The following is a 14,543-nucleotide window of genomic DNA, read 5'->3' as shown; positions in this document are numbered from 1 at the left end:
CCATCGCCGGCCGTGGCCGGCGAGATGGTGTGGTTTGCACCCCGCAGATCCGAACGGACGCACCGAACCACTGCGTTGCTCCGCACCATCAGATCAATCGTCGGCTTGCAGATCGGTGTCCGCCGGCGTTGCGTCCTTGATGCGAGGCGCGGTCGACTTTGGCGCGAGGCTGCCGTCGAAATCACCCTCGCCGGCGCCGGCCGGCAACCAGGGGCGGCTCGTGCCTCTCGCCCTCACTGCCTGAACCACAAAACCGTCACCACGCTGCGTCAGCGCCAGCGCGCTCTGGCTGGCGAGCCGCTGCCGATCGACCACCATCGCCGCGCAATCGGGCGGCGCGGGACGTCGTCACCACCAGGGCGGCCCGACTGCAATCGTCTGCGAGAGCGTCGACGCGCAGTGCCAGCGCGACCAGCCTCCCGTCGGCCAGTGGCGTCACGCAGCCGGATTCGTCGCAGGACACGCCATCGGCAAGCGAGGCTCTGCCCGCATCGCGCGGATCGGCGTCGGCAGCGAGCCATTCCTTGAGCAGAAAGCTGTCCTTGTTCGTCCTGATCAGGTGCAGATATCCGTCCCTGCCCCGCACCGCGACGCTGGCGCCATCCCCGGCAATCAGGATGTCGGGCTGCCGCGCCGACAGTCCCCAGAGGATCGCTGCCAGCAGCACCAGGGCGCCGGACCAGCGCAGCGGCGTGCGCAACAAGCCGAGCACAATGATTCCCAGGCTCGCCGCGATCAGCGGCGCGATCCCGAACGCCGGGATGCGGCCCACCGCGCCCGGCAAGGACGCGACCCAGCGCGAGACCGCGACCATCCACTCGATGCCAATCCCCATCACCCACCAGAACACGCTGTCCAGCCCGAACGGCGCAGCAAGCAGCCCCAACAGCCCCGCCGGCATCACCAGCGCAGAGACCACCGGCATCGCGCCGAGATTGGCGAGCACGCCGAACGGCGTGACACGGTGGAAATGAAAGGCGGCATAGGGCGTGGTCGCAAGTCCCGCAATCAGCGAAGCCATGAACAGCATCGCAATCTCGCGCCCACCCCACATCGCAATGCGCGCAGTCGCCGAATTGTCCGGCGAGGCAAACAAATTGGGCATGCCGATCTGCACCAGTGCGACCAAGCCGAGCGTTGCCGCAAACGACATCTGAAAACTCGGATGCACCAGCGCTTCCGGCGCGACCGCCAGCACGATCAGCGCAGCCACAGCAAGCGTGCGGAAGGTGATGGCGCGGCGATCGACCATCACCGCGATCAGCACCACCGCCGTCATGAAGAACGACCTTTGCGTGGCGACCTCCGCGCCCGACAGCAGCAGGTAGAACGCAGCGGCGACCAGCGCGGCGGCGGCCGACCATTTCTTGATGGCGAAGCCGGCCGCCAATCCGGGGATCAGAGCGAGCAGCGCGCGCACCGCGAAGAACACGACGCCGGCAACGACGGCCATGTGATAACCGGAGATCGAGAGCACGTGGCCGAGGCCGGAGATGAACATCGCATCGTTGACGGGCGTGGTGATCGCATCGCGCCGCCCGGTGAGCAGCGCGGTCGCGATCGCCCGATTGTCGCCGTCGAGCGTCGCCCGGATGCGGGCATCGATCGCATCGCGCAGGCCTTGCATGAAGGCCGCGTAACGCAGCCGTAAGCCGCCGGTCTCAGGCGGCGACGCCACCGTGATGGCGCCCATCGCGAAGCCGGAGGCGCCGATGCCCTGGAAGAACATGTCACGCGAAAAGTCGTAGCTGCCGGGCCGCACCGGCGCGAGTGGCGGCATCAGCCGTGCCTTCAGCTGAACGAAGCTACCGACCTCCGGCGCGGTGCCCTTGCGGACCGACAGGCGCACGCGCTCGAGCCTGACGTCGCTGCGCTGCGCCTCCATCGCCGTGACGCGCAGCACGAAACGATCGGTACGCTCGCGGATGTCGCGAGCCTCGACGAAGCCCGACAACGACACCGAATAGAGCGCCCTTGCCAGCACCGGGTGGGCGATGCGCGCCGTCTTCCAGGTTGCGACGGCAAAGCCGGCCGCGACCGCCGCGATCATGATGGCCGGGGCGAACAGCCGGCTCCGCCGCAACAGAGCCGCGCCAAGCAGGAGCGCGATGGCGGTCGTGGCAACGACCCACAGCACCGGCTCATGATCGGCAGAGAAATAAAGCGCGATGCCGCAGCCAAACGCGACGGGCACCCACGGCAACAGCCGCCCGGCGCCCGCCTCGGCGCGCAGCCAGGCGCGGAGGGTCTCGGCCAGCGATGTCCAGAGGTCGAGGCCTGCAGGCGCGAGGCCGCCCGCGGACGCGGCGCGGCCCGCGGGCCACGTCCCCGCGATCCCCTGCGATCGTACCGGCCGGCCCGGCTCGGCCATTCCCTGCACTCGATGATACGCAACGAAGCCAGAAGCTACCGGAACGTGCAGGTGGGCGGATAGCGGTACGGATCAGGAACGAAGGGGCGCGGCCGCTACTTTTCCTCTTCCATCGTCACGGCCACATCCGCCTTGGCCGACAGCCTGACCTTGTTGCCCTCGATATCGGCGACGAGGCCCTTGTCGATGAAGTGATGATGGCCCTTGTGGCTGCCCTCGCCGCTGTCCTTCTTGGTCAGCTTGATGCGATTGCCTTCGACCTTGTCGACGGTGCCGATGTGGACGCCGTCGGCGCCGATCACTTCCATATGCTCTGCGATGTTCTGCATGGTGGGTTCCTTGTTGGACCCACCCCAACGCGCGGGGAGCACGTTCGTTCTCTCACGAGAATGACGAAGCCGTGTGCCCGCTCGTCAGATCAGCGGCGCCTGCGACGAAGCATGGTGATTGACGATCTTCCACTCGCCGTCCTCGCGCATGATGACCCAGCTCATCTTGACCGAGAAATCGGGGCGTTCGCCGGCGAGATCGAACGAGATGGTCGCGGCCATATTGATCAGATCAGGACCTGCCTGCGCCGCCGTCACCTCGGAAAACACCGCGCTCGGCTTGCGCCAGCGCGGCAGGCCGTTGAAATAGTCTGCGACGCCGGCCCTGCCCCGGTAGAGCTTTGGGTTGGAGCCGAAGAAGAAGGCATTCCTCGCATAGAGCGATGAGAGCGCGGCCGCATCGAGCGTGGCGAAGCCGGCGCGCCATTTCGCGATGATGCCGGAAACGATAGCGTCGGCTTCGTTGCTCATTGTGGTCTCGCAGCTCTTTTCAGCCTTTGGCAACTTCCTTCGCGAACGTGTCGCGCAGACCGATAGTCCTGGAAAATACCGGTCTGTCGGACGTCGAGTCCTTGTCGCGCACGAAATAGCCCTGGCGCTCGAACTGCATCGGCTCGGTCGAATTGCTTTCCGCGACCGATGCCTCGACGCGGGCATTAGCGAGAATTTCCAGTGACTGCGGATTGAGGTCGGCGGCGAAGTTCGAGGCGTCCGGGCTCGGTTTGGCAAACAGCTGATTGTAGATGCGGATTTCCGCGGGCACGGATGTCGCCGCCGGCAGCCAGTGCATGGTGGCCTTGACCTTGCGGCCATCGGGCGCGTTGCCGCCCTTGGTCGCGGGATCGTAGGTGCAGCGCAGCTCCACCACCTCGCCGGCATCGTTCTTGATCACGCCGGTGCACTTGACGAAATAGGCGTAGCGCAGCCGCACCTCGTTGCCCGGCGACAGACGGAAGAACTTTTTCGGCGGGTTCTCCATGAAGTCGTCCTGCTCGATATAGAGCTCACGACCGAACGTGATCTTGCGGGTGCCGGCGGAGGGATCATCCGGATGGTTGATCGCCTCGAGCTCCTCGGTCTGCCCCTCGGGATAATTCTCGATCACGACCTTGAGCGGCTTAAGCACCGCCATGCGCCGCTGCGACGTGCGGTTCAATTCCTCGCGGATGCAGAATTCCAGCATGCCGACGTCGACCACGCTATTGGCTTTCGCAACGCCGATGCGCTTGACGAATTCGCGAAGCGCGGCCGGCGGCACGCCGCGGCGGCGCATGCCCGCCATGGTGGGCATGCGCGGGTCGTCCCAGCCCGCGACATGGCCCTCGCGGACGAGCTGGGTCAGCACACGCTTGGACAGCAGCGTGTAGGTCAGGTTCAGCCGCGCGAATTCGTACTGGTGCGGCTTCGAGGGCACCGGCAGCTTCTCGATGAACCAGTCGTAGAGCGGCCGATGGTCCTCGAACTCCAGCGTGCAGATCGAGTGCGTGATGCCTTCGATGGCATCCGACTGGCCGTGGGCATAGTCGTAGCTTGGATAGATGCTCCACTTGGTCCCGGTGCGCGGATGGTGCGCATGCAGGATGCGGTACAGCACGGGGTCGCGCAGATTGATGTTGCCCGCACCCATGTCGATCTTGGCCCGCAGCACGCGCGCGCCGTTCGGGAATTCGCCCGCCTTCATGCGACGGAACAGGTCGAGGTTTTCATCCACGGTGCGATCGCGGAACGGCGAGTTCTTGCCGGGCTCGGTCAGCGTGCCGCGCGCGAGACGAATCTGCTCCTGGGTCTGGTCATCGACATAGGCGAGCCCGTCGCGGATCAGCTGCTCCGCCCATTCGTAGAGGCGGTCGAAATAGTCCGAAGCGAAGAACAGGTTCTTGCCCCAGTCGAAGCCGAGCCAGCGCACGTCGGCCTGGATGGAATCGATATATTCCTGCTCTTCCTTGACCGGATTGGTGTCGTCGAAGCGCAGATGGCAACGGCCCGGAAACTCTTGGGCGATGCCGAAATTGAGCGCGATCGACTTGGCGTGGCCGATATGGAGATAACCGTTCGGCTCCGGCGGGAACCGGGTCACGATCTCCTTGTATTTGGCCTGCTCGAGGTCGGCCTGGATGATGTCACGAATGAAATCGCGCCCAACCTCGTTCGCCACCGGTTCTGTCATTACGAAAATCCTGTAGGGAAATCAGCGGCCCTTCTGCCAAATTCCCTTGGCTGAGCCAAGGGCTTAGGCAAGGTCTCAAGCAACCCCTGGCGGTCCGCTGCCGGGCTTTAGTTATGCTCCGGTCCTGTTATATACCACCGCCTCCAATGCATAGGCCCTGCCAAGAATGACCTCTCCCGTCGTCACCCGTTTCGCTCCTTCGCCGACCGGCTTCCTCCATATCGGGGCGCGCGCACGGCGCTGTTCAACTGGCTCTATGCGAAGAAGCACGGCGGCAAGATGCTGCTCCGGATCGAGGACACCGACCGGGAGCGCTCCACCGAGGCCGCGATCGGCGCCATCCTCGACGGCCTGAAATGGCTGGAGCTCGGCTGGGATGGCGACGTCATCTACCAGTTCAGCCGCGCCGCCCGCCACCGCGAGGTCGCCGAGCAGCTGCTCGCCGACGGCAAGGCCTATCGCTGCTACGCCACCGCCGAGGAGCTCACCGCGATGCGCGAGAAGGCGCGCGCAGAGGGGCGCACGCGCCTCTATGACGGCCTGTGGCGCGACCGCGATCCGGCGACGGCCCCGACCGACGTAAAGCCCACCATCCGGCTCCGTGCGCCCCAGACCGGCGAGACCGTGATCGAGGACCAGGTCCAGGGCCGCGTGGTCTGGCAGAACGAGAATCTGGATGACCTCGTCCTGCTGCGCGGCGATGGCAACCCGACCTACATGCTCGCTGTCGTGGTCGACGACCACGACATGGGCGTCACCCACGTCATCCGCGGCGACGACCATTTGATCAACGCGGCCCGCCAAAAGCAGATCTACGACGCGATGGGCTGGACGCTGCCGAGCATGTCCCACATCCCCCTGATCCATGGCCCGGACGGCTCAAAGCTCTCCAAGAGGCACGGCGCGCTTGGCGTCGATGCCTACCGCGCCATGGGGTACCTCCCGTCCGCGCTCCGCAACTATCTCGTCCGGCTCGGCTGGAGCCATGGCGACCAGGAAATCTTCTCGACGGAGGAGATGATCGCGGCGTTCGATCTTGCCAGCGTCGGCCGCGCAGCAGCGCGCTTCGATTTTGCCAAGCTGGAAAACCTCAACGGCCACTACATCCGCAATGCCGACGATCAATCACTCGTGAAGATGTTCGAGGACGTGCTCGACCACGTCGTGCCCAGCCGCGACGAGCTTAAGGCCAAGTTAAACGACACCACGCGCGCGCAGCTCCTGAAGGCCATGCCGGCCCTGAAGGAGCGCGCCAAGACGCTGATCGAGCTGATCGACAGCGCCTATTTCATTTTCGCGGACCGGCCGCTGGAGCTTGACCCGAAGGCGGCGGCGCTGCTGACGCCTGAGAACCGCAAGCTGATCGGCCAGCTTCATTCCGCGCTGGAGAAAGTCGAGACGTGGAGCGCGGCCAATGCGGAAGCCGCGCTGCGCGCCTTTGCCGAGGAAAATAGTCTCAAGCTCGGCGCGGTCGCCCAGCCGCTGCGGGCCGCGCTGACGGGACGGACGACGTCGCCCGGCATATTCGAGGTTTTGGACGTCTTGGGACGCCAGGAAAGCCTGGGCCGGCTTAAAGATCAGGCCACGGAATAGGCCTAGGACCGCGCTAAGGACCGGGCCCAAGGACCAGGCTACGACGTAAGTCGACCATGCGTGGCGCCATCTTGCAGCGCACACAGCAATAATATACCCATCTCAGCCGTACCTTCTGGAACATCCGGCCTGCCCCGCGATATCTCATCGGGGCCTCCGGGTCCGGCCCGTTTCACCATACATCGGGGACCTCTGATGGACGCAAAACCAAGCAATAAGACCGCCACACTGACGGTCGGAAACAAGAATTTCGATCTTCCGATCCACAGCGGCAGCGTCGGGCCCGACGTCATCGATATCGGCAAGCTCTACGGCCAGTCCGGCCTGTTCACCTACGACCCGGGCTTCACCTCGACCGCGAGCTGCCAGTCCAAGATCACCTATATCGACGGTGACGCGGGCGTGCTGGAATACCGCGGCTATCCGATCGAACAGCTCGCCGAGAATGGCGACTTCCTCGAGACCTGCTATCTGCTGCTGTTCGGGGAGCTTCCGACCGCCGCGCAGAAGAAGGATTTCGACGACCGCGTGATCCATCACACGATGGTGCACGAGCAGATGGCCCGCTTCTTCCAGGGCTTCCGCCGCGACGCCCATCCGATGGCGATCATGGTAGCGGCTGTCGGCGCGCTCGCCGCGTTCTATCACGACTCAACCGACATCAACGATCCGAAGCAGCGCATGATCGCCTCCATGCGCATGATCGCCAAGATCCCGACGTTGGCTGCGATGGCCTACAAATACACGGTCGGCCAGCCCTTCGTGTATCCGAAAAACTCGCTGAAGTTCGCCGAGAACTTCCTGCACATGTGCTTTGCCGTGCCGTGCGAGGACTACAAGATCAACCCGGTGCTGGCTGACGCGCTGGACAAGATCTTCATCCTGCACGCCGACCACGAGCAGAACGCCTCGACCTCAACCGTGCGTATCGCCGGCTCCTCCGGCGCCAACCCGTTCGCCTGCATCGCGGCCGGCATCGCCTGCCTGTGGGGCCCGGCCCATGGCGGCGCCAACGAAGCAGCGCTCGCGATGCTCGCCGAGATCGGCTCGGTCGACAAGATCCCCGAGTTCATCGCCAAGGTGAAGGACAAGAACTCTGAAGTCCGCCTCATGGGCTTCGGTCACCGCGTCTACAAGAACTACGATCCGCGCGCCAAGATCATGCAGAAGATGTGTCACGCCGTGCTCAAGGAGACCGGCCATGGCGACGATCCGATGCTGAAGGTGGCGCTCGAGCTCGAGAAGATCGCGCTCAGCGACCAGTACTTCATCGACCGCAAGCTCTACCCGAACGTCGACTTCTATTCGGGCATCACGCTGAAGGCGATGGGCTTCCCGGTCTCGATGTTCACCGTGCTGTTCGCGGTCGCCCGCACCGTCGGCTGGATCAGCCAGTGGAGCGAAATGATCGAGGATCCGCAGCAGAAGATCGGCCGTCCGCGCCAGCTCTACACCGGCGTCACCCGCCGCGACTACGTCGCGATCAACAACCGGAAGTAAGCTCGAGCCCATCACGGCTTTCGAAGCGGCGCCATCACAAGATGGCGCCGCTTTTGTTTGCGCTGAGACAATCTTGCTGCCGCGCACAACAACAAGTCAGCGCAATGCCTCGGCCGACGCTTGACGTTGAGACGCTTCGCGCGCAAATTCTTACTCTAAGTAAGAATGACGACAGGGATGGAAATGCCGGAGCAGCCGAGAAGTCGGCGGCAGACGCGTGCTGCCATTTTGATTCATCTGCTTCAGTCAGGCGCGTCGTTTCGCCCGCCGCTGGCCAAGGCCGTGCGCCTGTCGGAAGCGAGCCTGTCGCGCATCCTGTTGGATCTGAAGGCCGAAGGCCTGATCGAGGAAGTGCGGCGCCCTGCCCCTTATGTCGGCGGCCCGACGGGCCTCGTGTCACTCGATAAAGCGGTGGCGCTCGCGGCGTTCGAGCTGACCACTCAGCGGCTCAGCGTCGGGGTCGGGGGCCTGTCGGGCGAACTGCACTACACCGGGCATGTGCCGCTGCCGAAGACGCCGACCGTCGCGACGGTCGGCCGGGCGTTTCGCGAAGCGATGACATTGCTGCGCGAGTGGACGCGGCGTCGACGTATCCCCCTCGCACAGATCGGCGTCTCGATCCCGGGTCTCGGCCGGCTGGGCGCGTCAGGCAATCCGATCATTCCCTGCGATGTCGGGCGGATCAGCGAGATGTTCGGCGAGACGCTTCCCGGCGTGCGGGTCGAGTTCACCAATTCGGTCGTCGCGCACGCCATCTTTCACCGTTGCCGCACGGAGCATTATCCATTCAGCGGCGCGCATCTCTTCGTCTTCGTCGGTCAGGGCGTCGCGGGCACCTGGATGGATGACGCGGTCGAGGACGATGCCCTCCAGCCGGTCGAGCTCGGCCACATGGTGTTCGGAGCCGACGGACCAATTTGCCGCTGCGGTCATCATGGCTGCGTCGAGGCTTATACGTCGCTTCCCGCTTTGGCCGAGCTTCTTGGCGTCGCGGAAGCCGAGTTGCTTGAGCTCGGCAGCGAGTGGGTGACCGCGATGCCGCTCTCGTCGCGCGTGCGGCAGGAATTGCGCCGGCGGCTGTTCCGGCTTGGCCTTGCGATCGGCAATACGCTGAACGTGAAGCCATGCAAGGGCGTCGCGATCAGCGGCTGGCCGTCCTCCTCACCGAGGACGATCGCAACGCGCTCGTCGAGGGGATCGACGCCAGCCTGTTGGGCGGCCGCAAACACGCGCAAGTGTCGCTCGCTTTCGTGCCGCCGTCGAACGGCAACGATCCGCGGGCGGCGCTGGCATTCGCATCTTTCTGCCTCGCTTGCCGCGGCGGCATGCCGGCCGCATCGGCCGAGGCCGCCTGACGTACCTGATGCCGCGCGGCTCTCGCGCGAAAGAGTTCACACCGGGAGGAAATTGCCATGCCGATCACGACAACAAGGCGCCAACTGCTCGCCGGATCTGCGGCCGCGCTCGCGCTGCCGGCATTCGCCCGCGCGCAAGGCGCGATCAAGCCGCGTCTGACTGCGATCTCGCAATGGTCCGCAGGTAGCGATGGGGCGGCCATCACGGCACTCGGCAAGAAATTCGAGGAGAAAGGCGGGGTTTGGCAGCACTCGCCCGTCCCCGGCTTCACCACCGAGATGATGAACAAGCTGCGTGCCCAGATCATGGCCGGCGATCCGCCGGCCTGCTCGCAGCTCAAAGGTCCCGAGATCGCGGCCTGGTCCAAGATTGCCCCAACCGTCGATCTCGATGCCGTCGTCGCTGCCGCCGGCTACGAAAAGGTTGTCGCTCCGGATCTTGCAAAATTGCACAAGCCGGGGGGCAAGTGGATTGCACTGCCGTTGCAGATCTACAGCACCAACATGCTGTTTCTCTCCAAACGCGCGATGGACAAGGCCAAGGCCGACAAGGTCCCCGTCACATGGGCTGAGTTCAACGACCTCGCCGAGAAGATGAAAGCAGGCGGCGTCCCCTATCCCATCGCCAACGGTGGCACCCGCCCGGACGACGGCCAGAAATTCGAGGCCGCTTTGGCGGGCATCAGCCCCACCGCTTACCGCGCAGCCATCATGAATCTCGACAAGAAGGCCCTGGAGGGCCCCGAGATAAAGGCTGCCTTCGTACAGGTGCGCAAGATTGCCGACTGGATGGACCCCAACGTCGGCGCCCAGCACTTTTCGACCAACTTGAAGCGCTTTGTCGACGGCGACATGGGGATGATGATCATGGGCGGGTGGGCGCAGGGCGTCTTGCGCAACGCCGGCTTCAAGTTCGAGGACTTCATCATCGCCCCGGGCCCGAGCGACAATAGCAAGCCGGTCTTCCTGTTGAATGCCGATGCCTTCATATTCTGGCAGCGCAAGGAGCCCGACCTGCAGGCCGGCCAGACGCTGATGGCCCAGCTCGTCATGGATCCGGCGATCCAGACTATGTATTCGCAGATCACGGGATCGATCCCCGTGCGCACCGATGTCGATCTCTCCGGCGAAGGCTGGTCGGACGGGCAACGGCGGACCGCAGCAGCCCTGAAAGACGCGATTGCCAGCAATCAGGCCGTCCTCAGCCTTGCGCACAACATGGCGCAGGAAAACGGCATGACCGCAGCGATGATCGACGTGATCACGGAGTACGTGAAGAACAAGACGATCAAGCCGGAGCAAGCGGCCATACGCCTCGCCGAAGCCGTCGAGAGCTCACGTTGACGATCGCCGTCTCGACAACACCGGGCCGGCCGGCAGCCTCTGGCTGGGTACGCCGGCTGCCTGAATATCTGACGATCTGGGTGCCGCTGCTGTTGTCCGCCGCGCATCTCATTGCGTTTACGCTGTGGACGATCTGGATATCGTTCACGCCGTCCACTCTGGTCCCGGTCTCGGGCTGGGTCGGCTTGCGCAACTATTCTGCGGTCGCCGCATCGCGGAACTGGCAGATTGCCTTGGACAATCTGCTGCTGTTTGGCAGCGCCTTCGTGTTGCTGAGCCTGGCGACCGGTCTCATCCTTGCGATCCTGCTCGATCAGCGCATTCGCGGCGAGAACCTGCTGCGGTCCATCTTCCTCTATCCTCTGGCGGTGTCATTCGTGGTCACCGGCACGGTCTGGAGTTGGCTGCTCAATCCCGGCCTCGGGATCCAGAAGCTGGTCCGCGACCTCGGCTGGACCTCCTTCCGGTTCGACTGGCTGATCGACCGCGACATGGCCATTTGGACCATTGTCATCGCTGCGATCTGGCAATCGTCCGGTTTCGCCATGGCGCTGTTCCTCGCCGGCCTTCGCTCCGTCGACGCCGACCTGATCAAGGCCGCGCAGATCGACGGCGCCGGACCGATCCGAATGTACCGGCGTGTCATCCTGCCGACCCTTTGGCCGATCACCATCACCGTCATCGTCATCCAGCTGCAGTTCGCGATTTCGACCTTCGACCTCGTCCGCGCGCTCACCAATGGCGGACCCGGGATCGCCACCCAGCTGCCGGCCCTCGTCGTCTATGACCTGATGTTCCAGCGCAGCCTGCTCGGACGCGGAGCGGCGGCGGCAGTGCTCATGTTGCTCATTCTTCTTGCGGTTTTGCTGCCCTATGCAGCGTGGCGTTATGTCCAGCGGCGGCGGGCGATCCATGCGTGAGCGAACCATCGCGCCAAGCCGGATTCTGATCTATCTCGTCGTCTCGCTGATCGCTGCAGCATGGCTCGCGCCATTGGTTGTTGTCGGGCTGAACTCGCTCCGCACCAACGAGGAGATCGCGCAGGCGTCGATGATCGGCTGGCCGAAGCAATGGGCATGGAGCAACTACGCCGCGGCCTGGAGCGGTTTCTGCGTCGCCGAGACCTGCGCCGGCATCCGGCCGTACATGCTGAACTCGGCGCTCGTCACGATTCCCGCGACGATTTTCTCGACTCTGCTCGGTGCTGTCGCCGGTTACGCTGTGTCGCTCTGGCGTTTTCGCGGCGATAACTGGATCTACGGCATCGTGACCCTCGGCCTCTTCCTTCCCCAGCAGATGCGCTTGCTTCCCTGGACCATCGTGTTGCGCGATACGGGCCTGATGAACACGCTCACGGGCCTGGTCGTGATCCACACGATCCAGGGGCTCTCCTTTACCGTCTTGTTCTGCCGAAACTACTACACTGCCATCCCGCAGGATCTGATAAGAGCTGCGCGCATCGATGGCGCAGGGTTCTTTCGTATTTTCTGGCGCATCATCCTGCCGCTCTCGCCGCCTATTCTGGTCGTCACCGTGATCTGGCAGTTCACGCATATCTGGAACGAATTTCTCTACGGCGTGACATTCACGACTGGTCAGCAGCAGCCCGTCACCGCCGCGCTGATCGCGCTATCCGCAGCAGTCGCGGACATCCCGCAGCATGGCGTGCAGAGCGCGGCGGTGATGATCGCCGCCCTGCCGACCCTGCTGATCTATCTGATCGGCGGCAAGTATTTCGTGCGCGGCCTCACCGCCGGGGCCGTGAAATGATCGGATTGTCATGGCAGCCCTAAGCATTCGCTCCCTGTCCAAGCGCTACGCCAATCTGGAGGTGCTGAAGGGCATCGATCTCGACATCGAGAGCGGTGAATTCACCGTGCTCGTTGGCCCATCCGGCTGCGGCAAGTCCACGCTGCTCAACATCATCGCTGGGCTCGACCTCCCGAGCGCAGGCACCGTGGAAATCGGCGGACGTATCGTCAACGACATTCCGCCGAAGGACCGCGACATCGCGATGGTGTTCCAGTCCTACGCGCTCTATCCGTCGATGACGGTGCGCCAGAACATCACCTTCGGCATGGAATGCCGTCACGTCCCGAAGGCCGAGCAGGAAAAGGCGCTGGCGAATGTGGCCAGGCTGCTCCAGATCGAGCCGCTGCTCGGCCGCAAGCCCTCGCAGCTCTCCGGCGGCCAGCGCCAGCGTGTGGCGATGGGCCGGGCGCTGGTGCGCGATCCCCTGCTCTTCCTGTTCGACGAGCCGCTCTCCAATCTCGACGCCAAGCTGCGCGTCGAGATGCGGATGGAGATCAAGCGGCTGCACCAGCGCATCGGCGCCACCATCGTCTATGTCACACACGATCAGATCGAGGCGATGACGATGGCGACGCGCATTGCCGTGATGCATCGCGGCGTGGTGCAGCAGTTTGCCGACCCGGATACCGTGTATCGCTATCCCGCCAATCTGTTCGTGGCCCGCTTCATGGGCTCGCCGCCGATGAACACGATGCCGGCACGGCTGGAGGCCGATGCCGGCGGGCCGGTGGTCGTGATCGGCGCGGGACGGCCGGACGAGGTCCGCCTCCGCCTTGGTCAATACGACGCGGCGGCCCCTTTCGTCGGCCGTGACGTGGTGGTCGGGATCAGGCCGGAATGCCTCGCCGAGGGCAGCCGCGTGTTCTCCGCCGATCCGCCCGTCGTCGTCAACGCGCCGGTGGAGATGGTCGAGCCGACGGGAGCCGAAACGATCGTGCTGCTGCGGCTTGGCGGCGAGCCTGCGCTGGCGCGCATCACGCCGGACATCCGCCCCACACCGGGCGCCGCCGCCCCGTTCGCGCTCGACACGCGTCGCATCTGCCTGTTCGACCCCGAGACGGAGCGACTGATCGCATGACAAGAACGAGCTATGCCGGCCTTAGGGACCGCGTGGTGTTGATCACCGGTGGCGCCAGCGGCATCGGTGCCGCCTTCGTGCGGGCGTTCGCGGCGCAAGGGGCGCGCGTCGCGTTCCTGGATCTCGATGAAGCAGCCGGCCGGGCGCTGGTCGCGGAAGTGAAGGCCGCGGCCGGGACCGTACCCTTGTTCGTGCCGTGCGATCTCCTCGACATCGACGCCTTGCGCGGCGCCATGGCGCAGGTCCGGGGATCGCTTGGCGATGCCGCGGTCCTCGTCAACAACGCCGCCAATGATCAGCGTCAGGTGCTGGCCGAGGTGACGCCGGCCGAATTCGACTGGATGATCGGCGTCAACCTCAAGCACGTCTTCTTTGCTGCGCAAGCGGTGGTGCCGCAGATGCAGGCGCGCGGCAGCGGTTCGATCATCAACATGTCGTCGATTGCCTGGATGCGCGGCGCGCCGGGGCTGCCTGTCTACGCCGCGGCAAAGGCCGCGATCGTCGGCTTCACCAACTCCCTGGCCCGGTCGCTCGGGCCCGACCGCATCCGCGTCAACGCGATAGCGCCGGGGATGGTGATCACGGAGCGTCAGCGCCGGCTGTGGTACCCAGACGACCAGGTGATCGCCGAGCTGCGCACGCGCCAGGCCATTCCCGACGCGGTGACACCCGACGACATCGCCAGCATGGCGCTGTTCCTCGCCTCCGATGAGAGCCAGCGCATCACGCGGCAGTGTTTTCAGGTCGACGCTGGTCTCGGCTAGAGCGTGTACTCACAAACCCGAGCTGCCTCGTAGAGGTCCGCTCCGTATCTTGATAGCAGTCGCGTTGGCGTAACTCTCCCTGGGTCCGAGTTGGGCCACAAGCGGAAGTAATCGCTCATTCATTCGATCGGCGCGCCGCCACAATCGCGTACAGTAGTTTCGCGACGCTGTACCCGATATCTTCCCGCGTGAGACCCATACGCAGGATCACCAGTTTACGCGAGGGGATG

Annotated in this window: 9 protein-coding genes and 3 pseudogenes; 8 read left to right on the top strand and 4 right to left on the bottom strand. The window is 64.6% G+C overall.

Going from position 1 to position 14,543, the window contains the following annotated elements; translation table 11 throughout:
• Positions 1–93: 93 nt before the first annotated feature.
• From AB3L03_RS36345 to AB3L03_RS36330, 4 genes and pseudogenes are all read right to left on the bottom strand, one after another.
• Positions 94–2,371 (bottom strand): annotated as a pseudogene (locus AB3L03_RS36345) (ComEC/Rec2 family competence protein).
• Between the two features lie 95 nt (positions 2,372–2,466).
• Positions 2,467–2,700 (bottom strand): DUF2171 domain-containing protein, encoded by a 234-nt coding sequence (locus AB3L03_RS36340; protein ID WP_007610829.1) that lies wholly within the window; start codon positions 2,698–2,700, stop codon positions 2,467–2,469.
• A gap of 84 nt (positions 2,701–2,784) precedes the next feature.
• Entirely contained in the window at positions 2,785–3,171 is a 387-nt protein-coding gene (locus AB3L03_RS36335) for a nuclear transport factor 2 family protein (RefSeq protein WP_018458090.1), read from the bottom strand.
• Positions 3,172–3,190: 19 nt separating this feature from the next.
• Positions 3,191–4,867: a glutamine--tRNA ligase/YqeY domain fusion protein gene (locus tag AB3L03_RS36330; RefSeq protein ID WP_018458091.1), complete on the bottom strand. Its 1,677-nt coding sequence runs from the start codon at positions 4,865–4,867 to the stop codon at positions 3,191–3,193.
• A gap of 166 nt (positions 4,868–5,033) precedes the next feature.
• On the opposite strand from AB3L03_RS36330, the pseudogene gltX reads away from it, so the two are divergent.
• The 8 genes and pseudogenes from gltX to AB3L03_RS36290 all read left to right on the top strand — a co-directional run bounded on the left by gltX (position 5,034) and on the right by AB3L03_RS36290 (position 14,313).
• Positions 5,034–6,460 (top strand): annotated as a pseudogene (gene gltX, locus AB3L03_RS36325) (glutamate--tRNA ligase).
• A gap of 195 nt (positions 6,461–6,655) precedes the next feature.
• A complete protein-coding gene (gene gltA, locus AB3L03_RS36320; protein ID WP_018458093.1) occupies positions 6,656–7,960 on the top strand; it encodes a citrate synthase in 1,305 nt (434 codons plus the stop codon).
• A 177-nt stretch (positions 7,961–8,137) separates the two neighbouring features.
• A pseudogene (locus tag AB3L03_RS36315) lies at positions 8,138–9,315 on the top strand (ROK family transcriptional regulator).
• A 57-nt stretch (positions 9,316–9,372) separates the two neighbouring features.
• Positions 9,373–10,659, top strand: a complete 1,287-nt coding sequence (locus AB3L03_RS36310; protein ID WP_085353258.1) for an ABC transporter substrate-binding protein — start codon at positions 9,373–9,375, stop codon at positions 10,657–10,659.
• Entirely contained in the window at positions 10,656–11,579 is a 924-nt protein-coding gene (locus AB3L03_RS36305; protein WP_085362119.1) for a carbohydrate ABC transporter permease, read from the top strand. The genes AB3L03_RS36310 and AB3L03_RS36305 overlap by 4 nt, the downstream gene beginning before the upstream one ends.
• Positions 11,572–12,429, top strand: a complete 858-nt coding sequence (locus AB3L03_RS36300) for a carbohydrate ABC transporter permease (protein ID WP_204511313.1) — start codon at positions 11,572–11,574, stop codon at positions 12,427–12,429. The genes AB3L03_RS36305 and AB3L03_RS36300 overlap by 8 nt, the downstream gene beginning before the upstream one ends.
• A gap of 10 nt (positions 12,430–12,439) precedes the next feature.
• Positions 12,440–13,549, top strand: coding sequence for an ABC transporter ATP-binding protein (locus AB3L03_RS36295; RefSeq protein WP_085353264.1), 1,110 nt, complete (start codon positions 12,440–12,442; stop codon positions 13,547–13,549).
• On the top strand, positions 13,546–14,313 hold the full coding sequence (locus tag AB3L03_RS36290) for an SDR family NAD(P)-dependent oxidoreductase (RefSeq protein ID WP_085353267.1): 768 nt from the start codon (positions 13,546–13,548) through the stop codon (positions 14,311–14,313). The genes AB3L03_RS36295 and AB3L03_RS36290 overlap by 4 nt, the downstream gene beginning before the upstream one ends.
• Positions 14,314–14,543 lie beyond the last annotated feature (230 nt).

Source organism: Bradyrhizobium lupini (assembly GCF_040939785.1).
GTDB classification, from domain to species: domain Bacteria; phylum Pseudomonadota; class Alphaproteobacteria; order Rhizobiales; family Xanthobacteraceae; genus Bradyrhizobium; species Bradyrhizobium canariense_D.
The sequence above is the reverse complement of the archived record's forward strand: the minus strand, read 5'-3'. Positions and strand labels throughout refer to the sequence as shown.

What these genes read in the sequence shown, in the direction of transcription:
- AB3L03_RS36340 (WP_007610829.1), bottom strand. Translation starts at nt 2,700, where the DNA reads ATGCAGAACATCGCAGAGCATATGGAAGTGATCGGCGCCGACGGCGTC.
- AB3L03_RS36335 (WP_018458090.1), bottom strand. Translation starts at nt 3,171, where the DNA reads ATGAGCAACGAAGCCGACGCTATCGTTTCCGGCATCATCGCGAAATGG.
- AB3L03_RS36330 (WP_018458091.1), bottom strand. Translation starts at nt 4,867, where the DNA reads ATGACAGAACCGGTGGCGAACGAGGTTGGGCGCGATTTCATTCGTGAC.
- gltA (WP_018458093.1), top strand. Translation starts at nt 6,656, where the DNA reads ATGGACGCAAAACCAAGCAATAAGACCGCCACACTGACGGTCGGAAAC.
- AB3L03_RS36310 (WP_085353258.1), top strand. Translation starts at nt 9,373, where the DNA reads ATGCCGATCACGACAACAAGGCGCCAACTGCTCGCCGGATCTGCGGCC.
- AB3L03_RS36300 (WP_204511313.1), top strand. Translation starts at nt 11,572, where the DNA reads ATGCGTGAGCGAACCATCGCGCCAAGCCGGATTCTGATCTATCTCGTC.
- AB3L03_RS36295 (WP_085353264.1), top strand. Translation starts at nt 12,440, where the DNA reads ATGGCAGCCCTAAGCATTCGCTCCCTGTCCAAGCGCTACGCCAATCTG.
- AB3L03_RS36290 (WP_085353267.1), top strand. Translation starts at nt 13,546, where the DNA reads ATGACAAGAACGAGCTATGCCGGCCTTAGGGACCGCGTGGTGTTGATC.